The organism is Lysobacter sp. A378 (assembly GCF_054052125.1).
Window position 1 is genome coordinate 258,734 of sequence record NZ_JBSVRK010000001.1, and the last position, 24,394, is coordinate 283,127.

Genomic DNA, 24,394 nt, shown 5'->3' on the forward strand with positions numbered 1-24,394 from the left:
CCATGAACGATGTCAAGAAAGACCACAGTATTGGTGCAGGTGCCGGCGCGGTCGCCGGCGCGGTGACGGGCGCGGCGGTTGGCGCGGCAGGCGGGCCGATCGGCAGCGCGGTGGGCGCGGTGGCCGGCGGCGTGGTCGGGGCGAAGGCGGGCGATTCCATGGCCGAGGCGGTCAACCCCACCGAGTATCGCGAGCATTTCCAGCGCGAATACAAGAACGCTCCGTACTATTCCGCCGATCGCCAGTGGAATGACTACGAGCCGGCCTATCAGTATGGCTATGACACCTACGGCCAGTACAACGGCAAGAAGTTCGACGACGTCGAGCCCGAGTTGCAGCGCAAGTGGGACCAGACCCGGGCCCAGGACAATTCGCGCATGGAGTGGAACGACGCCAAACACGCGGTACGTGATGGCTGGCACCACATTGAACGCGCCATGCCGGGCGATGCCGACCGCGACGGTCGCTGATCGGCCACAGCCGCACCCACAACAAGAAACGACGCATCAGTACTTCAACGGGGCCGCCTTGCGGCCCCGTTTTTTCTTTGCTGGAGTAGCATGATCGGCCCGCAAACAGGTGCGCGACCCATGGCCGACCCCAACCAACCTACTCGTGAGCAGGCCGAAGCCGCCGTGCGCACTTTGCTCAGCTGGGCCGGCGACGACCCCACCCGCGAGGGCTTGCTGGACACGCCCAAACGCGTCGCCAAGGCATATGCCGACTGGTTCAGCGGCTATGCGATGGATCCCGACGAGTACCTGGCGCGCACCTTCGAGGAGGTCGCCGGCTACGACGAGTTGATCGTGCTGCGCGACATCCGCTTCGAAAGCCATTGCGAGCATCACATGGCGCCGATTATCGGCCGCGCCCATATCGGCTACCTGCCCGACGGCAAGGTGGTGGGCATCAGCAAGCTGGCGCGCGTGGTGGATGCCTATGCCCGCCGTCTGCAAGTGCAGGAAAAAATGACCGCGCAGATTGCCGACTGCATCCAGCGGGTGCTGAACCCGCGCGGCGTCGGCGTGGTGATCGAGGCCACCCATGGCTGCATGACCACCCGCGGCGTGCACAAGCGGGGCGTGGCGATGATCACCTCCAAGATGCTTGGCGGCTTCCGGGACGACGCCCGTACACGCTCGGAGTTCTTGCAGTTCATCGGTACCACAGGCTCGCGTTGAGTGGCTCCGTCACGTCGTCCTAACCCGCCCGGCCATGCCGGTTTGTATGCTTGAACCATGCCCGTGACCATTGACTCCAGATCGTTGTCGGCGGCGGCCACCGTGCCGCCCCGCGACCTTGCTGCCCGCTACCGGGATGTGCGCGCACGCAGCCTCGCGTTGGCGGCCCCGCTGTCGGCCGAGGATGCGATGGTGCAGTCGATGGCCGACACCAGCCCGAGCAAATGGCACCTCGCGCATACGACCTGGTTTTTCGAGCGTTTCGTGCTCGGCGCCCGCGACGATTACCAGCCGCTCAATGCGGCCTGGGACTATCTGTTCAACAGTTACTACCAAAGCGTCGGGCCGATGCACGAGCGCACACAGCGCGGGCTCTTGTCGCGGCCCACGCTTGCGCAGGTGCTGGACTATCGAGACCAGGTGGATGCGCGGATGGCCGCGGCGTTCCTTTGCGGCGATTTCGAGTCGGCGGAAGATGGTGGCGGCGGATTGCTGCAGCGCATCGAGCTGGGGCTCCACCATGAGCAACAGCACCAGGAGCTGTTGCTGACCGACATCAAGCACGCCTTGTGGTGCAACCCGCTGAAGCCGGCGTACCGCACCGATCTGCAGCAGCCACGCAGTCACCCCAGCCCGCTGGAATGGATCGGCCAGGATGAGGCCATCATCCACGTGGGTGCACCGCCATGGCCGAACGCCAGCGACGTTTTTGCCTATGACAACGAATCGCCGCGGCACCGGGTATTGATGCCGTCCCACGCGTTGGCAAGCCGACCGGTCAGCAACGTGGAATACCGCGCCTTTATCGACGATGGCGGCTATCGGAACCCGGCGCTGTGGCTCAGCGCCGGCTGGGCGCAGGTCAGTCAGCAGCGCTGGTGCCGGCCGCTGTACTGGGAGCAGGCGCTGGAGCGTGAGTTCACCCTTGGCGGGCTGCGGGAGATCGACCCGCATGCGCCGGCGTGCCACCTGAGCTATTTCGAAGCCGACGCATTCGCGCGCTGGGCCGGCGCGCGACTGCCGACCGAGTTTGAGTGGGAGCATGCCGCGCAACCGCTGCCGGTTGATGGGAACTTTGTCGACGACGACCGGTTGCAGCCGCTTGGCGTTCGCGCCGATGGCCGCACGCCGCGGCAAATGTTCGGCGACGTCTGGGAATGGACTTCCAGCAGCTACAACGCCTACCCCGGCTTCCGCGAGATGCCCGGCGCGCTGGGCGAGTACAACGGCAAGTTCATGTGCGGCCAACAGGTGTTGCGCGGCGGCAGCTGCGTCAGCCCGGCCGACCACCTGCGAGCAAGCTACCGCAATTTCTTCTATCCGCCCGACCGCTGGCAGTTCTCCGGTCTGCGCCTGGCCAGGGATGCCTGATGACAACTGTCGAGACCGCCGTGCTACCGCAAATCACCGACCTGCAACCCACCCCCGACGACATCACCGGCGACACCCTGGCTGGCTTGTCATCCACGCCGAAGACGCTGTCGTCGAAGTACTTCTACGATGAGCGCGGCTCGCAACTGTTCGAGCAGATCACCCGTCAGCCCGAGTACTACCTAACCCGCGTCGAGCTGGAACTGCTGCATGCCTCGATGCCGAAAATCCGCGAGGTGGTCGCCGCAAACGCGCACGTGGTCGAGTACGGCAGCGGCAGCGGACGCAAGACCCAACTGCTGCTGGAAGGGCTGGATGACCCGGTCGCCTACACCCCGATCGAGATCTCGCGCACCGCGCTGGTGGCCAGTGTCGAGCGGCTGGCACTGATGTTTCCGCAGATCGAACTGTTGCCGGTGTGCGCCGATTTCACTGATGCGGTACCGCTGCCACGGCCGGTGCGCGAGGCGGGCCACACGCTGGTGTTTTTCCCCGGCTCGACCCTGGGAAACTTCGATGAAGCCGCTGCGTTGCGTCTGCTGTGCTCGATGCGCGCAACCATGGGTGCACGTGGCCAGGCGCTGATCGGGATCGACCTGGACAAGGATGGCGCCGTGATCGAGTCGGCCTATAACGATGCCGCCGGGGTCACCAGGCAATTCACCCTCAACCTGCTGGCCCGGCTCAATCGCGAGATCGACAGCGATTTCGACCTGGATGGATTCACCCACCGCGCGGTGTATTCGCACGAGCGTGGCCGCATCGAGACCGATCTGGTCAGCCGGCGCGCGCAGGACGTCCACGTTGCCGGTAAAACCTTTCATTTCAGCGAAGGCGAGGCGATGCCGGTCGAGTACAGCCACAAGTACACCGACGCCAGCTTCGAAGCGCTGGCCGAGCGTGCCGGACTACGCGTGGTCGAGCGCTGGAACGACCCGCGCGACTGGTTCGGCCTGCGCCTGCTGCAACCAAGGTGAATGTCATGCCCCCTGAATCAAGCCAACCTCCCGCGAGCTACCAGGACCTGCGAGCGCTGTTTCTCAACTGCACGCTCAAGCGCAGTGATGGCGAGGACTCCCACACCGCGCGACTGATCGAAGTCGCCGCCGGGGTGATGCGCGCGCAGCAGGTAAGTGTCGATATCGTGCGCGCGGTCGACCTGGATCTGGCTCCGGGCGTGATGCCCGATATGACGGAGCACGGCTTCGATCATGACGACTGGCCGTTGTTGTGCAAACAGGTGATGGCCGCCGACATCCTGGTGTTGTGCACGCCGATCTGGCTCGGCGAGCAAAGCTCGGTCTGCCGCCGGGTGATTGAGCGGCTGTACGCTGAATCGGACAAGACCGGCGACAACGGCCAGTACCTGTATTACGGCCGTGTCGGCGGCGCGCTGGTGACCGGCAACGAGGACGGCATCAAGCATTGCGCGTCGAGCCTGCTTTACGCGCTCAACCACATCGGCTACACCATTCCCCCGGCTGCGGACGCCGGGTGGATCGGCGAGGCCGGTCCCGGCAAGTCGTATGGCGACGACGGCAGTGGCTTCGACAACGACTTCACCCAGCGCAACACCACCTTCATGGCGTGGAACCTGATGCACCTGGCGCGGTTGCTGAAGGACGCCGGCGGCGTACCCGCCCACGGCAACGTGCCCGCTGCCTGGGAGGACGGCCAGCGCTTTGGCCATCCGGACCCGGCCGAAGCCGCCGGTCGCGCCGACCGGCGCTGAGTTGGTGACGGGCGCCCGCGCCGGGAAACGGTGTTTGATAGGCTTCCGGCAAACGCCACTACCTGCCGGGGTTTCACCATGCGCCTGCTTCCTCCAGTCACTCTTCTTGCCACCTTGGTGATCGCCGGCTGCAGCGGTGTCGAGTACCGCGACACCAATGCCGCCGTCGACGCGCGCCCCGAATGTAGCGGCGCCGATGAGGGCCGCCCCGGAGAAGGCGTACCGGCATGGTGCGAGCGCAGTCAGGAAGCGGTGTGGTCGAGCGATTCAGAGCCGGCCGGGATCGACTTCAGCGCCGGAGACGACGATCGGCGCTAGCTGCCTTCCTCCAGCCGGATTGTTCAATCGGCGTGGAGGTCGTCGCCGGTTTTCTTGACAGTGGATTACACAGTGGCGATTAGCGTGGTCTGCACTGCGAAGTTGTTGGACTTCGCGATCACTGGAGGCACCTCATGACCACCAATCGCACTGGCGACAACCCGACCCGTCTGCTGGATGAGACCAGCCAACAGGCCTACTGGAAGAACCAGTACAGCAAGGAAGGCTATTACGAGGCCGGCCGCACCTACGACGAGTACGACCCGGCCTATCGCACCGGCTATCAGGGCCAGCAGCGATACCAGGGCAAGACCTTCGACCAGGCCGAGCCCGAGTTGAAGAGCGACTACGAGCAAGCTCGCGGCCAATCCCAGCTTGGTTGGGAAAAAGCCAAGCACGCTGTCAAGGCCGCCTGGCACCGGGTCGAGGACGCGCTGCCGGGTGATGCCGATCGCGACGGGCACTGACGCGACGGCCACTGAACCGGGGTCTCATCCCAAGGCTTGAACGCTGGGTGCCGTGGACGCCTGCGGCACTCAGGGTTCCAGCGTTTCCAGCGTCTCGGCCGGCAGCGGAACCATCGCCCAGAAGGGAACGTTGCGCTCGCGCCAATCCGTGGCGGCCTCATTGAGGATCGCCAGCAAGGTGTTGAAGCCGGCATCCCGGGTGGCCTGCCATTGGCCGCTGTTGTCCAGCACCAGCAGGTAGCCGGGTGCGGGCAGCCATGACAGGTCGCCGAGGCAGTCGGCGAGCGCATCCCAGTTGGCGCCGAACCAGTCCGGGAACTGCAACGTCTCGCCGATCCTGGCCAGCGCGCCGGCCTTGTCAGCGCAGTTGGCCAGGTCGATGCGCGCCACGGTGAAATCCAGGGACGCGGCAGCGGCCGTCATTGCCGGGGTGTCGCGGCCATCGATGAAGTACGCCCCGGCGCGCAGCGGGTCAACCAGCATTGGACGCAGTTCGCTGGCGTTGGTGGCGTTCATCGCGATGCCGCCGGTAGTTGGAAACGACGAAAGCTGCGGTAATGGTCGTCGGTGTAGAAATACTCCACCGGCGGGTCGCCGCCGGTCACGATGCGCCGTGCGCCGCGATCGCGGGAGCCGGGCGTAGGCACGGTGAACTCGCGGTAATAGCCGCGCGGCTGCGTCGGCAACTCGCGTTCGCGATTCTGGAACACGCCGCCGTCCTGGCGATAGTCGTACGGCCCGCCACGGGCGATATCGGCCAGTACCGCATGTGCCTGGGGCGGCAGGAATGCCGGATAGCCCGGGCCGGTAGCCGACGCGGAACCGGTGACGTCGCCGGGCAATTCACCGGGTGCCGTGGCCGGTGCGTGGACACCGGGCGCGCTGACCGGAGGGAGCAACGCGCCGTTATCGGGTCGTTGGGTCCATGCCAACAACCCGACCAGGACAACGCCGGCAACCAGCCAAGCCGATCGGTTGCGGTGCATGGCGCTGTGTCCTAGCCGCAGGTCAGGCTGTTGATCGCGCCCAACTCGTTGACGTGCATGTTCAGCCGGTCCTCCCGGTAATCCTGGGTCACGGCCTGGTTCGGTTCGATCACCCGTACGTGGCTGCTGTTGCTCTCGATGCGCGCGCGCTCGACAACTTCGGCGGTGGCGGCGTTGCCGATCGCCCACGAGATCGTGTCGGTCGTGCACGGGCCCACGATTACCTGCGGCGGAGGTGCTGCCATCGTGGTGCAGCCGGCGGCCGCGAACATGATGATGGCGGCAGGTAAGGCGATTCGAATCATGGTGCTGCTCCTGATAGTGATTGCCGTGAAGTCATTGCCGTGAGCGTGCCGTCGAAACCGTTAGGATCATGTAAAAGCCAGTCGCAGTATCAGCCGCGCCAGGGTCACCACGTCCTGATGGTTGTGCGCGCACACGCGCCGCAGCAGCGCGGACGAGCCGCCGCGCAGATACGATCGCCACGCCGCGGGTGCTTGCGAGCCGGGCAGGTCGTCCTCGCGAACGATCTTCAGCAACTCGCGCTCGATCGTCGCAAGCCGGCAGTTCTCCCACGTCCCGCGGTAGCGACGCCGCGTCGGGAACAACAGGTCGACATGGTCCAGCGGCGTGATCGGGTCGTCCATCCGCGCGAGCCGGTAGCGCGTCTTCAGCAACGGCGAGTCGTAGCAGCGGCCGTTGTAGCTCGACAGCACCGTGGTCGGCGCCAGCCAGTCGGCGAACGTGCGCAGCATCAGTGGTTCGGCCGCCAGGGTAGTGATCAGCAACTGGCGCACACGCAAGCCATCGCCATGGGTCGGATGACGATGCCAGTCCGCCGCGCCGATCTGGAACGCGCGCGTGCCGGTGCCGCCGGCCAGGCCGGTGGTCTCGGTATCGAAGAACAGCAGGTCGCGTGGGTTGACCGTGTCGTCGCGTTTGGCAAAGGTCAGCGGCAGCGCGTCGACAGGCGCCGCGAACGGCAGCCAATCCTCGATCAGCCGCAGCCCCGGGGCGATCTCCTCGCCGGGCAGTGAACGGTCAACCGGACCGCGCGGCGGTGTCGCATAGATGGGCAAGCGCTCGCGCACGCCGAGCAGGCGACGCAACGATTCGATCGAGGTCTTCGCGCTTCCGGGGTCTGGTCGGGTGTCCGGCTTGCCAGCCTCGCGCTTGAGCGCGCGCAGACGTTCAAGCGTGATGCTCACACCGCACCCACGGTTGGCACCAACAGGCCCAGCACCCGTCGTGCCAACGACTTCGGGGTGAGGCCGTCGCCGTCTTCGGTGGCGGCCAGGATCGGTCCGACGCACGCCGGGCAACCGCCCTTGCAATCGCACCGCTCGACCAGCTCGATCGCGCGTTGCACCAGTTCCGCCTGCCGTACCCACAACGGCTCGCTCAAGCCCACGCCGCCGGGGAAGTTGTCGTACAGATAGACGGTCGGCACGAACTGACGGACTTCGATCAGCGCGCGGTCGGTGGCCGCCTGGCTGACCGGTGAGCGTGAGTCGCCCGTATCGCCATGGCTTCCGCCACCATGATCCCCGTCGCCTTCCCACCCGCGCAGCCTGCCGCGGCCGCTGGCGTCGGCAACGGCGAACCACGCGCCGTCGTCGTTGCCGACCGACTTCTGCAAATCGCGCGCATCGGCCATCACCGCCACCGTCGCCACCACGTGCAGTGCGTAGGCCGCGCCGAGGAAGCCATCCAGCGCATCCTGGCGCGACTCGAACCACGCCAGCAGCACCGACTGCGGCAGCTGCCACCACACCGCAGTGGTGTGCAGCTCCTGGTCGGGCAGGTTGACCGGGCCGTAGCCGATGTTCTCGTGGGTGTAGTAGCGGATCTTCTTGTAACCCGACACCCGCCGCACCACGTGAACCTCGCCGTGATGCGCGTTGCCACGACCGGCGAGATCACTGTCAAAGCGCTCCAGCACCTTCAGCCTGGTGTAGTCGATCGAGTCGGTGTAGTAGTCCACGTGGGTGCGGGTGACAAAGGCCTTGCGTCCATCCCAGTCGAGCCGCTCGACCTGGTACGGGGTGCTTTGGACCATGTGGATCGCGCCCTCGTACAGGGTCAGTGCGGCCGCCGAGTAATCAACCTCGGCGATGATCCGCTGCTGTCCACCGGTCTTGTCGACTACCACGAAGTTGCCGTCGGCGACCGAGCGCAGCGACACCGAACCGGCCGGATAGCTGTCGGCGATCCACTCCCAGCGGTCGCCTTCCCGGTGCACCACGTCGGTTTCGGCCAGGGCTTGCAGGTACACGTCCGGCTCGATTGGGCCGAACATCTCGTCCACCACAAAGGCCAGCTCGAACGCCGCGCAGCGGATGTGGTCGAACAGGATCAGCGGCTGGTCCGGGGCAATGCGGGCGTGCTCCGGTGGTGCATCGGCGAAGAAGTCCGGGTGCCGCACCACGTACTGGTCGAGCGGCTGCGAATTGGCCACCAGCACGCCCAGCGATGGTCGCTGCCGCCGGCCGGCACGGCCGAAGCGTTGCCACGTCGCCGCGACCGTGCCGGGATAGCCGTTGAGCACCACCACGTCGAGCGAACCGATGTCCACGCCCAGCTCCAGCGCCGAGGTCGAGATGATCCCGTCGATGCGGCCGTCGCGCATGTCGCGCTCCGCCAAGCGGCGCTCGGTCGGCAAATAGCCGCCCCGGTAGGCGCGGATCCGCGGCGGCTTGCGCGGGTCGGAATCGAACACGTCTTTCAGATACTTGGTCAGCACCTCGACCATCAGCCGCGACTGTGCGAACACCAGCGTCTTCAGCCCGGACTTGATCGCGATCCGCGCAATCCGGTTGCTCTGCGACCGCGCCGAGGCACGCAGCCCCAGATCCTTGTTGACCACCGGCGGATTCCACAGCAGCACGTGTTTGTCGCCGGTCGGCGCGCCGGATTGGGTGATCGTGTGCACGTCTGCCTCGATGAGTGCGCGCGCATGCTCGCCCGGATTGCCGATCGTCGCCGAGCACAGGATGAACTGCGGCGTCACCCCGTAGAACGCGCAGATCCGTTTCAGCCGGCGCAGCACGTTGGTCACGTGCGAACCGAACACGCCGCGGTAGGTATGGATCTCGTCGATCACCACGTAACGCAGGTTCTCGAAGAACTGCGCCCACTTGGTGTGATGCGGCAGGATCGCCTGATGCAGCATGTCCGGATTGCTCACCACGATGTCGCCGTGCAGCCGGATCGCCTGGCGCGCATCGCCGGGCGTGTCGCCGTCGAAGGTGAACGCTTTCACTCCGAGATTGCCCGCGCGGTTGAGCTCCAGCAACTCGGCTACCTGGTCCTGGGCCAGCGCCTTGGTCGGGAACAGGTACAAAGCCTTGGCCTTCGAATCGCCCATCGCCGCCGCCACCACCGGCAGGGTGTAACACAGTGATTTGCCCGACGCGGTCGGCGTCACGATGGCGATATTTTCGCCACGTTGGGCTGCCTCCCAGGCCTCCGCCTGATGGCTGTACAGCCGGTCGACCCCACGCGCGCGCAACGCCGCCGCCAACGCCGCCGGCACGTCGTCCGGGATCGGCTCATACGATCCCTCCTGCCCCGGGACCATGAAACTGCCGGTGATACGGTCCGCGTAGCGTCGCGACAGCCGCTGAGTCAGCAGCGCACTGTCACGCGACGGCTGGCCATCGGTGGTGGCCAGCGAACGTTCGGCGCTCTCGGTGCGGGGAGCGAGGGCAAAGGCCATGGCGCAAGATCCGGGGAAAGAGCGCCATCGGACCACGGGGGTGTCTCAGGGTGTGAGACGGGCTTTTTCAACAAAAACGCCCGCCGGGGAGAGAGACCGGCGGGCGCCCGTACTGCACGTTTATCAGCGTTTGGCGATCAGTTCGTGATCTTGACGTCGTCGATGTAGACGTTGACGTTGTAGGCGGTGTTGGCGTGGTACAGCCAGATCGCGTCGAGTTTGACGGTGCTGGCGGTAATCGCGCCGTTGCCGCCGACCCAGGCGCTCCACTGGGCGGCGTCGGTCATCGACCAGGACACATAGGTCCAGGTATTGGTCGCAATCGACTTGCTGGTGGAGCGTTCGGTACCGTCGCTGTCGTCAATGCCCATGCCCACGCGCATGCCGCTGCCGCCGGTCCACACCCAAAAGCCGATCTTGCCGTTGGAGCGGGTCAGGGCGGTGTTGCTGCCCGGGCTGCCGCCGCCGGACAGCAGCCGCACGTTCCAGGCTGCGGTGGTGGCGGTGTTGTCCTTGAGCAGCACCCGCAGCGAGCACGAGCCGTACTTGCGCGTGCCGCAGTCGCGGGTCGCGGTCGAGGCGGTGGAGATCCCGGTCGTGCTGCCGGAGTAGGTGGGGCTGGTGTTGAAGTGGCCGACGCTGCTTTCGAAGCGGTCGAGGTACCTGGTGGTGCCGCCGCTCGTCGGATTCAGCAGCGAGTAGTACTTGCTCCAGTTCCAGTTGATGCCCGGATCGGTGTGGGTCTGTCCGCTGAAGTGCTGGTGGCCCTTGATTTTGACGCTGGTGGGCAGGACTTTGATGCCGCTGCTGGCGGCACCCTTGTATGCGCTGGCGCAGGAGATCGCGCTGTACTTGGAGCAGAAGTTGCGCACCAGGGCCGCGGATGCGTTGTACATCGAGGTGGTGTACCAGGAGCTGTTGTTGACGTACCCCTCGTGCTCGATGCCCAGGGTGTAGCTGTTCTGGTTCCCCACGTGCCAGCCGGTGTGGGCGTTGCGCACCATCTGCGTCACCTGGCCGTCGGAGCTGCGGATCACGTAATGCGCGCTGACGTTGGCGGCCGGGTTCTTGAACCACGAAATCGTGCCAGCGTAGCTGCCCTGCGCGGTGTGGATGGTGACCGCGCTGATCGCCGAGGAGCGCGAGGCGGTGTAGTTGGTCGAGTGCGCCGCGTTCCAGATCGCCGGGCCGTAATCGGTGCTCTGGATGCCGACATCGGTGGCCGGTGCCGCGTCGCCGGCGGCCGACAGCGACGTGCGCGGCGACTTGGCCCGCAGGGTTTCGCTGATCGGATCGAGCTCGTAGTCGGCGGTCTCGATGCGGTCGTTCTCGACGTCCAGCCGCACCATCGGCGCGCGCAGCTTGATCAACTGGTCGATATCGAACGCCCGCTCCCACTCGATCGCGTGCTCGGGCACCACGATGCCGCGGTCGTTGACGCCGCGGTCCTGGGCCAGCAGGACGTCATACGCGAAGCTGGTGCGCGCGTAATCACCGACGGCGCTGGCCCGGGCGGCCTCGACCGGCGATGGCGAGAAGCCCGCGTACCGCATCAACGCCGGGCGGATGTCCTCCGGTGACCGGGCCACCGCGCCGCGCTTGTCCAGGCGCGTGCGGGCGTCGGCTGCGGGCGGGTCCTTGCGGATCTCCGCATCCAGCAGCGCCGCTGCGGCCAGCACGTTGGTGCGTGCATCGCTGCGGACCAGGCTCGGCGACACGCCCAGCAGACGCGCGCCCTCGGTGACCTGGTCGGCAAAGCCCTGGCCGGCGTACAGACCCATCACACCGTGCGCGGCGGGCATGTGGTGGTGCGCCTCGGCCTGGGTCTCGTTGCGCTCGGGCTGGATGTGCATCCAGCGGCTCTGGACGTAGGCGATGGATTCCAGCGTACCGGCCGGAATCGCGGGATAGCGGGCATAGGCCTGTTGGAAATACCTCTGGAATGCCTGGCGTTGCGGCAGCAGCGCGGCCTCCTCGGCATTCAAATGCGCCCCCAGTGTGGCGTCCTGCATCGGTACCGCGGATTCTTCTGCCAGTGCGGTGGTGGCGAGCAGTCCGCCGATTACCACGGATAACAACATGCGCGAATATCGCTTCATCTTGGTCAAACTCCGTTTTTGGATGTGCTCCCCCTGGAGCGTCAGCTTCTACACCACCCGGCCAGCTGGGATTCAGGAAGTTGCGGATGCGTGACGGCCTTCGCCTTCCGGCCGTGATCGGGCCCGAGTCAATCGGAAAAATCCGTCGCGGTGCCTCCGGATTTGCCGCGGCGCATCGACACGCCGCGCAGGAAAACCGTATGGACGGCGCTGCGGACGGCGGGGCGGGTGTAACGACGCTGCGGTTCTATCAGGCGGCCGGAGCTTGGGTGGTTTCTAGCTCCGTCGCCGACACCGGCCGCAGCGTGAGCGCACGCAGGCGCCGGCAATTGGCAACGCCGATACCGCTGTCGCGTCCGGCGGTGTGCAGCGTCACGTGCGGCGGCGGGACCGGTAGCTGGCGGCCGAGCAGACGGCCCAGCGCGTGATGGAACGGGGCCATTGCCGGCAGCTCGACCAACTCGATGATCGAGTGGGCGATGCCAGGTTGGCCTTCTTCATTCAACGGCTTGCGCAGTAGCAGATGCCGACCGGTGCGACTGAAATCCCAACGCTGGGACGAGAACGCGTCGTCAAGCGCGCCGGTGAGACAAGCCTCGGCGAACACCTCGCGCAGTTCGCAGCCCAGGGTGTTGCCGATCAAAGTGACATGGAGCTCGGGCTTCGGCTCCAGTACCAATCCGTCGATGGCGACATCGGCACGTGGCGGCGGCCAGCGCTCCGGGGGAATCGGCAGGATGAGGGTGTTGCCGGAGAGCATCATGGCCCCATCATGGGCGAGGTCCGGACTTGGCGGTAACGCGGACGCGCCCCGGCCGTCGCGCGCATCACAGTGTTTCATCCGCCGTTCTGTAATGCCGACGTGTTGCGGCGCACAATATGCCGTTGTATTTGCAAGGATCCGGCCCGTGGCGGATACCCCAACCTCGACCATCCCGGTGCTCGACCGTCGTCGCATCGCCCTGATACTGTTCGCGTTGGCGACCGGCGGCTTTGCGATCGGCACCAGTGAGTTCGCGATGATGGGCTTGATGCCGAGCCTGGTGCTGGGCCTGGACATCACCGAACCCCAAGTCGGTCATCTGATCAGTGCGTACGCGCTCGGGGTCGTGGTCGGCGCGCCGGTGCTGGCGATCCTCGGTGCGCGGTTGCCGCGGCGCTCGTTGCTGCTGGCGCTGATGGGCTTCTACGCGCTCGGCAACCTGGCGACCGCATTCGCCCCGAACTACCACGCGATGCTGGCGTTCCGCTTCATCGCCGGCCTGCCGCACGGCGCCTTCTTCGGTGTCGCGATGCTGGTCGCCGCCTCCATCAGCCGCCCCGACCAGCGCGGCGCGGCGATCAGCAAGGTCATGCTGGGCCTGTCGATCGCGATCCTGGTCGGCAACCCGCTGGCCACCTGGCTGGGACAGGCCCTGAGCTGGCGTTACACGTTTGCCCTGGTGGCGGTGGTCGCGGTGCTGACAGTCGTGATGATCGCGCGTTTCCTGAGCGCTGATCCCTCCGAGCCACGCCAAAGCCCGTTGCGGGAAATACGCGCGTTTCACCAGTCGCAAGTGTGGTTGACGCTGCTGATCGGCGCGGTCGGCTTCGCCGGCATGTTCTGCGCCTTCAGCTACCTCGCGCCCACGCTGACCGAAGTGACCGGGGTCAGCGACGGCTGGATCCCGATCGCGATGGCGGTGTTCGGCGTCGGCTCGGTCATCGGCAACCTCGCCGGCGGCTGGCTGGTCGACCGCATGCAGTTCCGCGCCACCGCGGTGATCCTGGGCTGGTCGGCGCTGGTGCTGCTGATCTACCCGTTCGCCGCGCACTCGCTGTGGAGCATCCTGCCGGTGGTGGTAGCGCTGGGCACGATGGGCGCCCTGGCCCCGGTGCTGCAGACCCGCTTGATGGACGTGGCCGGCGAAGCGCAGACCCTGGCCGCCGCCTCCAACCACGCCGCCTTCAACGCCGCCAACGCCCTGGGCCCGTGGCTGGGCGGCATGGCCATCAGCGCCGGATTCGGCTGGACCTCGACCGGTTACGTGGGCGCCGCGACGGCGCTCGGCGGACTACTGATCTATGCGTGGGCGCGTTGGGATGAGCGGCGGTTGCGCGCGTTGGACGCGGCGTAAAAATCAACGTCTGGATTGATATTCCAATTATCAACTGATAGGTTGATATTCGACTTATCAACTTACAGGTTGATCTATGGCCACACCAGTTCGTATCCCCGACCAGCTCGGCGGTCTGCTGCGTACCGCCCGGCTGCAGCAGGGCTATACCCAGGCCGATGTCGCCAACCGGATGGGCGTCAGCGTGCAGGCGATGTCCAAACTGGAGAACAACGCCGGTCGTGCTGCCTTCGATCGCATCCACCGGCTGTGCCTGATCCTCGGGCTTGAGTTGGTGCTGCAACCACGAACCGGCATCGATCCCGATGCTGCAACCCCGGAGTGGTGACCGTGGCGACACTGGACCTATGGATGAACGGAACGCAGGTTGGCCACTGGACACGGCGAAGCGGAGTCGACCAACTGGTCTATCGACGCGAGTGGATTGAATCCCCTGAAGGCCGGCCGTTGTCGCTGTCGCTTCCCTATCCTCGGCAAACGGCGCGCGATGTCACCCTGCGCACGCCCGCGGTGGCGGCGTACTTCGAGAACCTGATCCCGGACAACGAGCGCATCCTCCAACGCATTCGCGACCGCTACCGGGCGCGCAGTGCCAATGCGTTTGATTTGCTGGCGGCGGTCGGGCGCGATTGCGTGGGTGCACTGCAGCTGGTCCCGGAAGACGAGGAGCCGGGCGACTCCCGCAGGATCGATGCACAGCCGCTGGACGAGGCCGGCGTGGCGCAAGTACTGCGCAACACCACGGTCGACCGTTTGCTGACGCCGGGCGACGAGGACGCGTTCCGGCTGTCGATCGCCGGCGCCCAGGAAAAAACCGCACTGCTGCGCCATGGCGATCGCTGGTGCGTTCCGCACGGCGCCACGCCCAGCACCCACATCTTCAAGCTGCCACTGGGCCTAGTGGGAAACATGCGTGCGGACCTGTCGTCCTCGGTCGAACTGGAATGGCTGTGCATGGAGCTGGTGCGCGCGTACGGATTGCCGGTGGCCAATGTGGAAATCGGCCATTTCGAGGACCAGAAGGCACTGATCGTCGAGCGATTCGACCGGCGACTGTCAAGCGATCGCGGCTGGTGGATGCGCGTCCCGCAAGAAGACATGTGCCAGGCCGGTGGCCTGCCGCCGTCGCTGAAGTACGAATCCGACGGGGGCCCCGGCATCCGCGACATCATGGAAGTGTTGCGTGGTTCGAATAATTCCGTGGACGACCGGATCACCTTCTTCCGGGCACAACTGCTGTTCTGGCTGATGGCGGCCACCGACGGCCACGCCAAGAACTTCAGCTTGACGTTGTTGCCGGGCGGCGCCTATCAGCTGACGCCCCTGTACGACATTCTCTCGACTTATCCCATCCAGGGACACGGGACGGGCAGGCTGGACCCTCGTGAAGCAAAGTTGGCGATGGCCGTCACCGGGCGCAACCGACATTACAAGGTGCGCGAGATCCACCGCTGGCACTGGACTTCGATGGCAGCCCAGCTCGGTCTTGAGACCGCGCCGGGTGAACTGGTCGCTGCCATGGTGGCGGCTACCCCGCGGGTACTCGATCAAGTCGGCGAGGCGTTGCCCGAGGGCTTCCCGCAAGCGCTGTACGAGGGGGTCCGCGATGGGATGCTGGCCGCGGCGAAAAGACTGGAGGCGGAACCCGACCTGCGCGGCAGTGCCGACAAGTGACGCCGGCTTCGGACGGACGCCTCCCGATGACGTAGCCTGGGCAGGCAGCAGGATTGCAGCAGTCGCCCGGCTTGGATGCTTGCGTCGCTTTGGGGAAGCACGTGCGCTATTGGTGGGTAAACCAGAATCAGACATATCGCCATGAAGTCGCTGGCGGCTATCTGTGGTCGCCGAAACGCAACGCAAACGGCGCCAGGAACCCCTACTACGACTTCATGCGCGTGGTCTCGCCGGGCGATCTCGTGTTCTCGTACGCCGATACCTTGATCAAGGCCATTGGTTTGATCAAGACACACGCGTATGAAGCGCCGAAACCGCTGGAGTTCGGCAACACGGGCGCTTACTGGGAAAAGATCGGCTGGCGGGTGGACGTCGGATTTCGGGAGATGACCCATCAGGTGCGGCCGGCGGATTACGCCGAGCAGATCGCCAAGGTATTGCCCGGCAAGTACTCACCGCTGCGGCCCAACGGCTTTGGACTCCAGAACGTGTATCTGACCCGCGTTCCCGCAGACCTCGCCGAGACGTTGTTGAGCCTCATTGGTGTGGAAGCCCGGAACATCGCAAGAGCGGCACGCATTGCGGACGAGGCGACAGCTACTGATGCCGTTGGATTGATCCAATGGGAAGCGCATCAAATTGAGCAGCTCAAGCAGGACCACCACATCGCTCCGACCGAGCGGGAAGCGTTGGTTCTTGCACGAAGAGGGCAAGGCAAGTTCCGACAGAAGGTCGCGGCTATCGAGAAATGGTGTCGAATTACGCACGTTGAGAAGCCGGAACACTTGAGGGCAAGTCATTGCAAGCCGTGGCGTGACTCCAGTAACGAAGAGCGGCTGGATGGTGAGAATGGATTATTGCTGACGCCGACCATTGATCACTTGTTCGATCGTGGCTTCATCAGCTTTGAATCGAACGGCGACTTGCTCGTTTCTCCGGTTGCCCACCGAGACTCACTCGAGCGGATGGGGATCGAGATGGCGACCCGCGTCAACGTCGGGAGCTTCAGTTCCGGTCAGCGGCAGTTCCTTGATTTTCATAGGAACAGCGTGTTCCTCGATAGCAAAGCTCCACTTGACTAAGCAGTTGAATATCGACTGGGCACTGAGCTTCGACCAAGATCGTACTCAACTCGCTACCCGCCCAACGAAAACCCCGCCTCCACGACAGGTTTTACCCATTCTGGCGTGGCCGCCAACGACTCCAGGTCGGTGGGGAAAATGAGCTTTCCGGCGACGACTTCGGCGACCAGCAGCGGGTCGGGAATCGCATCGCCCATTTCAGCGTCGACGCTGTTGTCGTACACCTGCAGGTGGGCCAAGTGCGGCATCAGTGCGATCAGGTTTTCCAGCGCCGCCGGGTAGCGCTCGCGGATCTTCGCTTCGGCAATGGCGTGGCCGCCTGCGGTGACGCGGGCCTGGACGCGGGCGATATGGTGTTCCGGCGACGGCAGGCCGCAGAACCAGATCAACACGTCGTGTGATCGGGTTGCTGCCATGATGCGGGCGGGCACGGTGCGGCCACCCAGCGTGGTCTCGAAAGCGTAGTGGGTGCCTCGCGTGAGCGCGTCTTCCAGCCGCCGCATACCTTCCTGCCATGCCGCCGCGTTGGCTTCGCCCTGGCCGCAGCCCGTCGCTGCAACCAACTCGCGCGCATGCGTGTCGGGATTGAACCAGGTCAGCCCTGCCTGTTGCAGCAGGTACCCGCCGATGGAACTCTTGCCGGCACCGTTGACGCCGGCAAGAACGTAAAGCACCGGCCGCGGCGTATTCATCGGCGCGCCATCAATGGCTGGCGCCAACCTTGACCTTGCCGCCCAGCTTGGCCGGACGGCCCATCACTCCGCGCAGGCGATCACCGGCGTCGGGGGCTTGCAGCGCGGCGAGTCGCTCGTCGAACCGGCGCCGCAATGTGTCCAAGGCGTCCTGGTCTTTTGCTGCCGCATCGCGCAGGGCGTGCAAGATGAGGTCGTATTCCGCGACCGACAGGATTACCGCCTCGGGCTGGTTGTGATTGGTGACAACGACTCTGCCGACGCGGCCCACCGACTTCATGACACCGCGCCAACCGAGCTTCTTCACATCCGATGCGGGCGTGTGCGGCAGGTCTTCAATCATAGTGAGCGGGCGAGGGAGCGCCATGGCGAGCAACCGGTAGCGGGTAATAAGGCCAATATACCCTTATTGGCCATATCCCGTCCAATGGCGATGTTCAACGCGGCAGTACCACTACCGCCTCGCCTTCATCCTCCTCGCACCGCGCCCCCGTATCCGCCACCGGCGATGGCACCTGCCCGGGCACTTCCGATGGCACGGCAATCGCATCCGGACCTACCGGCAGCATTGTCGCCGCGCGCCAGCGACCCCACTTGTAATAGGCCAGCGAAAGCACCATCGACACGAACGCGCTGACCGGGAAGCTCCACCAGATCGCGTCCACGCCCAGTTCCGGCTGCAGCCAGTTGGCGAAGGGCACGCGCACGCCCCACAGGGCCAGGCCGAGGATCACCAGCGGCGGGATCACCGCGCCGGTGGAGCGGACCACGCCGGCAACCACGAAGGTCACCCCGAAAAACAGGAACGACCACACCGCGATGTGGTTGAGGTGACGGGCGATCTCCAGCGCTTCGCTGCCGGTGGGCATGAACATCGCCAGGGTGTACTGATCGAGCAGGATCAGCGGAGCGATCAGTGCGCCGGTCAGCAGGAAGTTGAAGCCGATGCCGTGGCGGGTCGTTGCTTCCACGCGGTCCCAGCGGCCGGCACCGACGTTCTGCGCGGCCATCGACGAGCAGGCCGCTCCGATGGCCATCGCCGGCATCTGCACATAGGTCCACAGCTGCAGGGCGGCGCCGTAAGCAGCGGTGGTGAGGGTGCCGTACTGGTTGACCATGGTGATCATTGCGATCATCGCCAACGAGATCATCACCATCTGCAGGCCCATCGGCACGCCCTTGACCACCAGCGTGCGCACGATGATCCAGTCGGGCTTGAACAGGTGGCGCTCATCGCGGCCGATCCACAGCGGATGGCGCTTGTGCCGCAGCCACGCCAGCATCGCCGCCAGCGCGATCACGTTGGCAATCAGGGTGGCCATCGCGCTGCCGGCCATGCCCATCTCGGGCAGCGGGCCGACCCCGAACATCAACAGCGGCACCAGCACGATGTCCAGCAGCACCGCGATGAACAGGAACAGGAACGGCGTGCGGGTGTCGCCGGCGCCGCGCAGGATCGCCGACAGGAACGCGAACGCGTACAGGAACGGCAGCGCCAGGAAGATGATCTTCAGGTAGGCGTCGGCCAATGGCAGCGCCGCCTCGGGGGTCGACATCCAGACCAGCACATGGCGCGACAGCGGCAGCCCGATCGCCGCCAGCGCGACCGAGACGCCGAGGAAGAACGTCGCCGCCGAGCCGATCACCCGGCGTGCTTCGGGCAGATTCTTCCGGCCCATCGCCTGCCCGACCAGGATGGTCGAGGCCATGCCGAAGCCGAACACCCCGCCCAGCAGCAGGAACATGATGTTGTTGGCGTTGGCGATCGCCGTCAGCGCCTCCTCGCCGAGGAAGCGACCGACCCAGACCGCGTTGACCGAACCGTTGAGGGACTGCAGCACGTTGCCGCCAAGGATCGGCAGGGCAAACACGAACAGGGTGCGCCCAATCGGGCCTTCGGTAAGGGTGCGTTGTTGGATCATCGGCGCTCCAGGCAGGCGGCCAGCGTAACGGGACACGGTGCACGCGGCGCGAATGCGCGATAATCCACCATGATCAGAATCACCGATATCAGGCTTCCGCTCGACCACGCCGAATCGGCCCTGGTCGATGCCATCGTGGCCCGCCTCGGCATCACGACCGACGAACTGACCGCTTACACCCTCGCCAAGCGCAGCCACGATGCGCGTCGGCGTGGCGGGATCGTGCTGATCTATTCGGTCGACGTGGACACCCCGCGCGAGGCGGACATCCTGCAACGGCTGGCGCAGCAGGTGCCCGCGCCGGGATTGCCGAAGGTCGGGCCGACGCCGGACACAACCTACAAGTACGTCGCCCGGGCGCCGGCGGAACTGCCGCTGCGGCCGGTGGTGATCGGCACGGGCCCATGTGGTTTGTTTGCCGGGTTGGTGCTGGCGCAGATGGGCTTCCGGCCGATCATCCTGGAGCGCGGCAAGGCGGTGCGCGAGCGCACGGTGGATACCTTCGGGCTGTGGCGCAAGAAAGTCCTCAACCCTGAGTCCAACGTGCAGTACGGCGAAGGCGGGGCGGGTACGTTTTCGGACGGCAAGTTGTACAGCCAGATCGCCGATCGCCACCACCACGGACGCAAGGTGCTGACCGAGTTCGTCGCTGCCGGTGCGCCGCCGGAAATCCTGTACGTCGCCAAGCCGCATATCGGTACATTCAAGCTGGTATCGATGGTGGAGCACATGCGCGCGACCATCGAGTCGCTGGGTGGGGAAATCCGCTTTTCGCAACGCGTCGATGACGTGTTGGTGGAGACCGATGCGGCCGGCACCCGGCAGGTGCGCGGCGTGATGCTGGCAAGCGGCGAGGAGCTGCGCACGGACCATGTGGTGTTTGCGGTCGGCCACAGCGCGCGCGATACGTTCGAGATGCTGCACCGGCGCGGTGTGTGGCTGGAGGCCAAGCCGTTCTCGATCGGGTTCCGCATCGAGCATCCGCAATCGGTGATCGATACCGCGCGGTTTGGCCCGCAGGCCGGGCATCCGGTGCTGGGCGCAGCGGATTACAAGCTGGTGCACCACTGCAGCAACGGACGTTCGGTGTACAGCTTCTGCATGTGTCCGGGCGGCACCGTGGTTGCGGCTGCGAGCGAGCCCGGCTGCGTGGTGACGAACGGCATGAGCCAGTACTCGCGCAACGAGCGCAACGCGAATGCGGCGATCGTGTGCGGGATCACACCGGCGGACTTCGCGCCTTACGGCCGGCGCCAGGACGGTACCGCCGACCCGCTGGCCGGCATCGCATTGCAACGCCACTGGGAGGCGCGCGCATTCGAGCTGGGCGGCGGCGAGTATGAGGCGCCGGCGCAACTGGTCGGCGACTTCCTCCAGGATCGCGCCTCGCAGGAATTCGGCACGGTGCTGCCGTCCTACACCCCGGGGGTATGGCTGGGTGATTTGAGCCAGTCATTGCCCGACTACGCGATCGCTGCGATCCGCGAGGCGCTGCCGGCGTTCCACAAACAGTTGCGCGGTTTTGCGATGGGCGATGCGGTGCTGACCGGGGTCGAGACGCGCACGTCCTCGCCGGTGCGCATGGCGCGCAACGCGGAGGGTCACAGCCTCAATACCCGTGGCCTGTTTCCCGCCGGCGAAGGCGCGGGCTATGCGGGTGGCATTCTTTCGGCGGGCGTGGATGGCATCCGGGTGGCCGAAGCGGTGGCACTGAGCATCGTCGGCGCTGGCGATTCCATCGGTTGACCCCGATGCGGCATGCTGGGCGCATGTCCGACAAGCCGTTTTCCCCTTCTTGCGAGCGCAACCGTGAGCCGATCCTCGCGGTGCTGCGGCGCCATTTTTCCGACCGGCGCCAAGTGCTGGAGATCGGCTCGGGCACCGGCCAGCATGCCGTGCATTTTGCTGCAGCGATGCCATGGCTGGTGTGGCAGTGCTCGGACCGGGCCGGGTATCTGCCGGGGATCGGGCAATGGCTGGATGAGGCGGCGTTGGCGAACACGCCGGCGCCGCTGGCCCTGGACGTAAGTGCCGGGCCTTGGCCGGTCCACGCGGTGGATGCGGCGTTCACCGCCAATACCTTGCACATCATGGGCTGGACCGAGGTGCAGGCGTTCTTCGACGGGCTCGATGCCGCGTTGGCCGACGACGCGACGTTGGTGGTGTACGGGCCGTTCAACTACGACGGTGAGTACAGCAGCCACAGCAACCGCGAGTTTGATGGCTGGTTGAAGGCCCGCGACCCGCGCTCGGGTATCCGCGACTTCGAGGCGGTCGATGTGTTGGCGCGTGGGATCGGCCTGCGGTTGGTGGAGGACGTGGCGATGCCGGCCAACAACCGGTGCCTGGTCTGGACCCGGCAAGCTACCTGCCCGATTCACCACGCCTAGACCCCCCCTGACGCATCGTCATGGCATCGGCGTGGACGGAGAGTGGGATGAAAACCAACGGCCCGGTATTCGGCGAGCGGTCCTTCAGCAAGGTGGCGGCGTTGTTTTCCGATGAAGCCGCGGCGCGGCAGGTGGCGGCGCGCTTGCGTAGCGAGCTCGAGCTGGGCGAGCAGCAGGTCCAGGTGGTGACGCCCAGCGACCCGCGGCTCGGTCGCAAGATCGAACCCGACAGCCGCGGTATCTGGCACACCGCGATCAAGGCGCACATCACCTTCGGCCTGCTTGGCATCGTGGTGGGGTTGGCGTTGTTCATGGTGCTGTGGGGAGTGGGGATCGGCGCGGTGCGGAGCTCGCCATGGGCGACGGGCGGCGCGCTGGTGTTCTTCGGCGCCGTGTTCGGCCTGTTTGGCGGCGGCTTCGTGACCCTGCGTCCGGACCAGGACGTGCTGATCAACCAGGTCCGCGAAGCGATCGAAAACGGCCGCTTCGCGGTCGTGGCCCATCCCGACAACCACGAGCAGCGCGACCGCATCACTGCGATGCTGGAAGCGGCATCGGACGAGGTGGTCGGCACGCTGTAGCACGCAATCATCGGCCATGCCATTTGGCAGGCGCGCGCGGGTGGTCGGCTAGTAGGATGGGGCGGTTGCTTTCCCGGGGGTTTGCCGATGTCGCGGTTACGTTGCCTGTCTGTCCTGTCGCCGGTGCTGGTCGCCGCGTTGTTGCCATGCTCCTTCGCCGTGGCCCAGCAGTCACCGCCTGCCACCGCGCTGACCGTTATGTCCGCACCATCGACGCCGGCTCCGGCACCGCTCGACCAGCCATACCCGGGCACGCTGTCGGTCACCGTTGATGCCACCGATCTGGCGCGGCGCGCGTTCCATGTGCGCCAGAGCATTCCGGTGCAGGCCGGGACCATGCGATTGCTGTTCCCGAAATGGATCCCGGGCAAGCACCGGCCGGCCGGGCCGATCCGCAAGTTGGCGGGACTGACGATCCACGGCAATGGCCAGGCGATCCAGTGGCAGCGCGACCCGACTGACGTCTATGCGTTCCAGCTCGACGTCCCCGCCGGCGTGGCCACGCTGGAGATCGAGTTCGACCTGCTCACCCCGACCGCCGGCAACCAGGGCCGGGTGGTGATGACGCAGGACATGCTCAACGTGCAGTGGGGTTCGGTGGCGTTGTACCCGGACGGCTACTACAGCCGCCAGATCCAGATCAGCCCGACCCTGGTGCTGCCCGCCGGGTGGCAGGCCGGCACCGCATTGGAGCTGCAATCGCGCGCAGGCGACACCTTGCACTACGGCACGGTCAGCTTCGAGGTGCTGCAGGATTCGCCGGTCTACGCCGGGCGCCACTTCCGCCAGGTCGACCTGGACCCGGGCGCGGACCGTCCGGTGCGCTTCGACATCATTGCCGACTCGGCCAAGTACCTGGAGGCTACCGAGGAGCAGCTGGACAAGCATCGCGCGCTGGTCGAGCAGCTCTACAAGCTGTTTGATTCGCAGCATTACGATCACTACGACCTGTTGTTCTCGCTGTCGGACCGGATGGGCGGGCAGGGGCTGGAGCACCAGCGCTCGAGCGAGAACGGGGTGAAGCCAGGCTACTTCACCGAGTGGGACAAACACGTCGCCAGCCGCGACCTGCTGCCGCACGAGTTTGTGCATTCCTGGAATGGCAAGTTCCGTCGTCCCGCCGGATTGGCGACGCCGAACTTCCACGTGCCGATGGACGGCAGCCTGCTCTGGGTCTACGAAGGCCAGACCCAGTATTGGGGCATGGTGCTGGCGGCGCGCTCGGGGCTGTGGGACAAGGACGCCGCGCTGGGGGCACTGGCGCTGGTGGCCGCCACCTACGCCACCGACCGCCCCGGCCTGCAATGGCGCACCGTCCAGGACACCACGTACGACCCGGTGATTGCCGAGCGCCAGCCGCAGCCGTATCGCAGTTACCAGATGAGCGAGGACTACTACAACGCCGGCGCGCTGATCTGGCTTGCGGTCGACAGCAAGCTGCGCGAGCTGAGTGGCGGACGCAAGTCGCTGGATGATTTCGCCAGTGCGTTCTTCGGCATCCAGGATGGCAGTTGGGAGGTGGTGCCCTACGAATTCCAGGACGTGGTGGAAGCACTGGATGGTGTGGCTGCACACGATTGGGCCGGTTTTCTGCGCAGCCGCCTGGATGCCCACTCAGCGCCGCTGGACGGGCTCGCCGCGGCAGGTTGGAAGCTGGTCTACACCGACAAGCCATCGGACTACCACAAGAGTCTGCTGGCCTCGCGCAAGGCCGCCGACTACACGGCGTCGCTGGGAATGATGCTGGCCAGCAGCGACGGCAAGGTCAACGCGGTGCGCTGGGACGGGCCGGCATTCAACGCCGGCATCGCCACTGGCAGCACCTTGTTGGCAGTGAACGGCTACGCGTTCGAGACCGACTTGCTGGACGACGCGATCAAGGCCGCCCACGCGGACGGCACGCCGATCGAGCTGGTGGTCAAGCATGGCGAGGTCGTGCGTACGCTCACGCTGGACTACCGCGACGGGCTGAAGTATCCGCACCTGGAGCGGGTCGCGGGCAGCAAGGACCGCTTGAGCCGGATCCTCTCGCCGTTGTGAGCCCGGCCATCGCAACCAGTTATC

The 24,394-nt window shown here is 65.8% G+C and carries 24 protein-coding genes and 1 pseudogene; 15 read left to right on the forward strand and 10 right to left on the reverse strand.

The window, feature by feature from the left end; genetic code table 11:
• Positions 1-2: 2 nt before the first annotated feature.
• The 7 genes from ACW7G1_RS01060 to ACW7G1_RS01090 all read left to right on the forward strand — a co-directional run bounded on the left by ACW7G1_RS01060 (position 3) and on the right by ACW7G1_RS01090 (position 5,069).
• Positions 3-470 carry a hypothetical protein gene (locus ACW7G1_RS01060; protein WP_456977919.1) on the forward strand — a complete coding sequence of 156 codons (468 nt, stop codon included), beginning with the start codon at positions 3-5 and terminating at the stop codon, positions 468-470.
• A gap of 120 nt (positions 471-590) precedes the next feature.
• Complete coding sequence (gene folE / locus ACW7G1_RS01065; RefSeq protein WP_456977920.1) at positions 591-1,181, forward strand: GTP cyclohydrolase I FolE; 591 nt, start codon at positions 591-593, stop codon at positions 1,179-1,181.
• Between the two features lie 57 nt (positions 1,182-1,238).
• Positions 1,239-2,552 (forward strand): ergothioneine biosynthesis protein EgtB, encoded by a 1,314-nt coding sequence (gene egtB, locus ACW7G1_RS01070; RefSeq protein WP_456977921.1) that lies wholly within the window; start codon positions 1,239-1,241, stop codon positions 2,550-2,552.
• A complete protein-coding gene (gene egtD / locus ACW7G1_RS01075; protein WP_456977922.1) occupies positions 2,552-3,529 on the forward strand; it encodes an L-histidine N(alpha)-methyltransferase in 978 nt (325 codons plus the stop codon). The genes egtB and egtD overlap by 1 nt, the downstream gene beginning before the upstream one ends.
• Positions 3,530-3,534: 5 nt before the next feature.
• Positions 3,535-4,284: a flavodoxin family protein gene (locus tag ACW7G1_RS01080; RefSeq protein ID WP_456977923.1), complete on the forward strand. Its 750-nt coding sequence runs from the start codon at positions 3,535-3,537 to the stop codon at positions 4,282-4,284.
• 78 nt (positions 4,285-4,362) lie between these two features.
• A complete protein-coding gene (locus ACW7G1_RS01085; protein ID WP_456977924.1) occupies positions 4,363-4,602 on the forward strand; it encodes a hypothetical protein in 240 nt (79 codons plus the stop codon).
• A 134-nt stretch (positions 4,603-4,736) separates the two neighbouring features.
• On the forward strand, positions 4,737-5,069 hold the full coding sequence (locus tag ACW7G1_RS01090; RefSeq protein WP_456977925.1) for a hypothetical protein: 333 nt from the start codon (positions 4,737-4,739) through the stop codon (positions 5,067-5,069).
• A 69-nt stretch (positions 5,070-5,138) separates the two neighbouring features.
• On the opposite strand, the gene ACW7G1_RS01095 is transcribed toward ACW7G1_RS01090, so the two are convergent.
• The 7 genes and pseudogenes from ACW7G1_RS01095 to ACW7G1_RS01125 form a co-directional block, all read right to left on the reverse strand.
• A complete protein-coding gene (locus ACW7G1_RS01095) occupies positions 5,139-5,585 on the reverse strand; it encodes a barstar family protein (RefSeq protein ID WP_456977926.1) in 447 nt (148 codons plus the stop codon).
• On the reverse strand, positions 5,582-6,055 hold the full coding sequence (locus tag ACW7G1_RS01100; RefSeq protein ID WP_456977927.1) for a ribonuclease domain-containing protein: 474 nt from the start codon (positions 6,053-6,055) through the stop codon (positions 5,582-5,584). Before ACW7G1_RS01100 ends, ACW7G1_RS01095 begins: the two co-directional genes overlap by 4 nt.
• Before the next feature lie 11 nt (positions 6,056-6,066).
• A complete protein-coding gene (locus tag ACW7G1_RS01105) occupies positions 6,067-6,360 on the reverse strand; it encodes an I78 family peptidase inhibitor (RefSeq protein WP_456977928.1) in 294 nt (97 codons plus the stop codon).
• Between the two features lie 66 nt (positions 6,361-6,426).
• Positions 6,427-7,221 (reverse strand): annotated as a pseudogene (locus ACW7G1_RS01110) (ribonuclease H-like domain-containing protein); the annotation flags it as partial.
• A gap of 38 nt (positions 7,222-7,259) precedes the next feature.
• Positions 7,260-9,773, reverse strand: a complete 2,514-nt coding sequence (locus ACW7G1_RS01115) for a DEAD/DEAH box helicase (protein WP_456977929.1) — start codon at positions 9,771-9,773, stop codon at positions 7,260-7,262.
• A 137-nt stretch (positions 9,774-9,910) separates the two neighbouring features.
• The gene (locus tag ACW7G1_RS01120; RefSeq protein WP_456977930.1) at positions 9,911-11,872 is read right to left on the reverse strand and encodes an N-acetylmuramoyl-L-alanine amidase; all 1,962 of its coding nucleotides are present in this window, start codon (positions 11,870-11,872) and stop codon (positions 9,911-9,913) included.
• Between the two features lie 250 nt (positions 11,873-12,122).
• Positions 12,123-12,635 carry a hypothetical protein gene (locus ACW7G1_RS01125; RefSeq protein ID WP_456977931.1) on the reverse strand — a complete coding sequence of 171 codons (513 nt, stop codon included), beginning with the start codon at positions 12,633-12,635 and terminating at the stop codon, positions 12,123-12,125.
• A gap of 145 nt (positions 12,636-12,780) precedes the next feature.
• Between ACW7G1_RS01125 and ACW7G1_RS01130 the strand changes: the two genes are divergently transcribed.
• The 4 genes from ACW7G1_RS01130 (at position 12,781) to ACW7G1_RS01145 (ending at position 16,745) form a co-directional block, all read left to right on the forward strand.
• Positions 12,781-13,989, forward strand: coding sequence for an MFS transporter (locus ACW7G1_RS01130; protein ID WP_456977932.1), 1,209 nt, complete (start codon positions 12,781-12,783; stop codon positions 13,987-13,989).
• 76 nt (positions 13,990-14,065) lie between these two features.
• Positions 14,066-14,317: a helix-turn-helix domain-containing protein gene (locus tag ACW7G1_RS01135; RefSeq protein WP_456977933.1), complete on the forward strand. Its 252-nt coding sequence runs from the start codon at positions 14,066-14,068 to the stop codon at positions 14,315-14,317.
• Positions 14,318-14,340: 23 nt separating this feature from the next.
• The gene (locus ACW7G1_RS01140; protein ID WP_456977935.1) at positions 14,341-15,663 is read left to right on the forward strand and encodes a type II toxin-antitoxin system HipA family toxin; all 1,323 of its coding nucleotides are present in this window, start codon (positions 14,341-14,343) and stop codon (positions 15,661-15,663) included.
• A 53-nt stretch (positions 15,664-15,716) separates the two neighbouring features.
• Entirely contained in the window at positions 15,717-16,745 is a 1,029-nt protein-coding gene (locus tag ACW7G1_RS01145; RefSeq protein WP_456977936.1) for an HNH endonuclease, read from the forward strand.
• Positions 16,746-16,798: 53 nt separating this feature from the next.
• Here the strand turns inward: ACW7G1_RS01145 and ACW7G1_RS01150 are convergent, their stop codons facing one another.
• The 3 genes from ACW7G1_RS01150 to ACW7G1_RS01160 all read right to left on the reverse strand — a co-directional run bounded on the left by ACW7G1_RS01150 (position 16,799) and on the right by ACW7G1_RS01160 (position 19,359).
• A complete protein-coding gene (locus ACW7G1_RS01150) occupies positions 16,799-17,437 on the reverse strand; it encodes an AAA family ATPase (RefSeq protein ID WP_456977937.1) in 639 nt (212 codons plus the stop codon).
• A gap of 10 nt (positions 17,438-17,447) precedes the next feature.
• The gene (locus ACW7G1_RS01155; protein ID WP_456977938.1) at positions 17,448-17,780 is read right to left on the reverse strand and encodes a type II toxin-antitoxin system prevent-host-death family antitoxin; all 333 of its coding nucleotides are present in this window, start codon (positions 17,778-17,780) and stop codon (positions 17,448-17,450) included.
• Positions 17,781-17,874: 94 nt separating this feature from the next.
• A complete protein-coding gene (locus ACW7G1_RS01160) occupies positions 17,875-19,359 on the reverse strand; it encodes an MATE family efflux transporter (protein WP_456977939.1) in 1,485 nt (494 codons plus the stop codon).
• Positions 19,360-19,428: 69 nt separating this feature from the next.
• Here ACW7G1_RS01160 and ACW7G1_RS01165 point away from each other — a divergent pair, with 69 nt between their 5' ends.
• The 4 genes from ACW7G1_RS01165 (at position 19,429) to ACW7G1_RS01180 (ending at position 24,370) form a co-directional block, all read left to right on the forward strand.
• Positions 19,429-21,105, forward strand: a complete 1,677-nt coding sequence (locus ACW7G1_RS01165; RefSeq protein ID WP_456977940.1) for an NAD(P)/FAD-dependent oxidoreductase — start codon at positions 19,429-19,431, stop codon at positions 21,103-21,105.
• 23 nt (positions 21,106-21,128) lie between these two features.
• Entirely contained in the window at positions 21,129-21,749 is a 621-nt protein-coding gene (locus ACW7G1_RS01170) for a DUF938 domain-containing protein (protein WP_456977941.1), read from the forward strand.
• Positions 21,750-21,796: 47 nt separating this feature from the next.
• Entirely contained in the window at positions 21,797-22,330 is a 534-nt protein-coding gene (locus ACW7G1_RS01175) for a hypothetical protein (protein WP_456977942.1), read from the forward strand.
• 198 nt (positions 22,331-22,528) lie between these two features.
• Positions 22,529-24,370: a M61 family metallopeptidase gene (locus tag ACW7G1_RS01180; protein WP_456978802.1), complete on the forward strand. Its 1,842-nt coding sequence runs from the start codon at positions 22,529-22,531 to the stop codon at positions 24,368-24,370.
• The last annotated feature ends 24 nt before the right edge of the window (positions 24,371-24,394 follow it).

Coding starts and splice junctions, on each gene's coding strand:
- ACW7G1_RS01115 (WP_456977929.1), bottom strand. CDS start 9,773: ATGGCCTTTGCCCTCGCTCCCCGCACCGAGAGCGCCGAACGTTCGCTG.
- ACW7G1_RS01140 (WP_456977935.1), top strand. CDS start 14,341: ATGAACGGAACGCAGGTTGGCCACTGGACACGGCGAAGCGGAGTCGAC.
- ACW7G1_RS01085 (WP_456977924.1), top strand. CDS start 4,363: ATGCGCCTGCTTCCTCCAGTCACTCTTCTTGCCACCTTGGTGATCGCC.
- ACW7G1_RS01090 (WP_456977925.1), top strand. CDS start 4,737: ATGACCACCAATCGCACTGGCGACAACCCGACCCGTCTGCTGGATGAG.
- ACW7G1_RS01175 (WP_456977942.1), top strand. CDS start 21,797: ATGAAAACCAACGGCCCGGTATTCGGCGAGCGGTCCTTCAGCAAGGTG.
- ACW7G1_RS01060 (WP_456977919.1), top strand. CDS start 3: ATGAACGATGTCAAGAAAGACCACAGTATTGGTGCAGGTGCCGGCGCG.
- ACW7G1_RS01095 (WP_456977926.1), bottom strand. CDS start 5,585: ATGAACGCCACCAACGCCAGCGAACTGCGTCCAATGCTGGTTGACCCG.
- egtD (WP_456977922.1), top strand. CDS start 2,552: ATGACAACTGTCGAGACCGCCGTGCTACCGCAAATCACCGACCTGCAA.
- ACW7G1_RS01080 (WP_456977923.1), top strand. CDS start 3,535: ATGCCCCCTGAATCAAGCCAACCTCCCGCGAGCTACCAGGACCTGCGA.
- ACW7G1_RS01180 (WP_456978802.1), top strand. CDS start 22,529: ATGTCCGCACCATCGACGCCGGCTCCGGCACCGCTCGACCAGCCATAC.
- folE (WP_456977920.1), top strand. CDS start 591: ATGGCCGACCCCAACCAACCTACTCGTGAGCAGGCCGAAGCCGCCGTG.
- ACW7G1_RS01160 (WP_456977939.1), bottom strand. CDS start 19,359: ATGATCCAACAACGCACCCTTACCGAAGGCCCGATTGGGCGCACCCTG.
- ACW7G1_RS01170 (WP_456977941.1), top strand. CDS start 21,129: ATGTCCGACAAGCCGTTTTCCCCTTCTTGCGAGCGCAACCGTGAGCCG.
- ACW7G1_RS01165 (WP_456977940.1), top strand. CDS start 19,429: ATGATCAGAATCACCGATATCAGGCTTCCGCTCGACCACGCCGAATCG.
- ACW7G1_RS01155 (WP_456977938.1), bottom strand. CDS start 17,780: ATGATTGAAGACCTGCCGCACACGCCCGCATCGGATGTGAAGAAGCTC.
- egtB (WP_456977921.1), top strand. CDS start 1,239: ATGCCCGTGACCATTGACTCCAGATCGTTGTCGGCGGCGGCCACCGTG.
- ACW7G1_RS01150 (WP_456977937.1), bottom strand. CDS start 17,437: ATGAATACGCCGCGGCCGGTGCTTTACGTTCTTGCCGGCGTCAACGGT.
- ACW7G1_RS01100 (WP_456977927.1), bottom strand. CDS start 6,055: ATGCACCGCAACCGATCGGCTTGGCTGGTTGCCGGCGTTGTCCTGGTC.
- ACW7G1_RS01105 (WP_456977928.1), bottom strand. CDS start 6,360: ATGATTCGAATCGCCTTACCTGCCGCCATCATCATGTTCGCGGCCGCC.
- ACW7G1_RS01135 (WP_456977933.1), top strand. CDS start 14,066: ATGGCCACACCAGTTCGTATCCCCGACCAGCTCGGCGGTCTGCTGCGT.
- ACW7G1_RS01125 (WP_456977931.1), bottom strand. CDS start 12,635: ATGATGCTCTCCGGCAACACCCTCATCCTGCCGATTCCCCCGGAGCGC.
- ACW7G1_RS01120 (WP_456977930.1), bottom strand. CDS start 11,872: ATGAAGCGATATTCGCGCATGTTGTTATCCGTGGTAATCGGCGGACTG.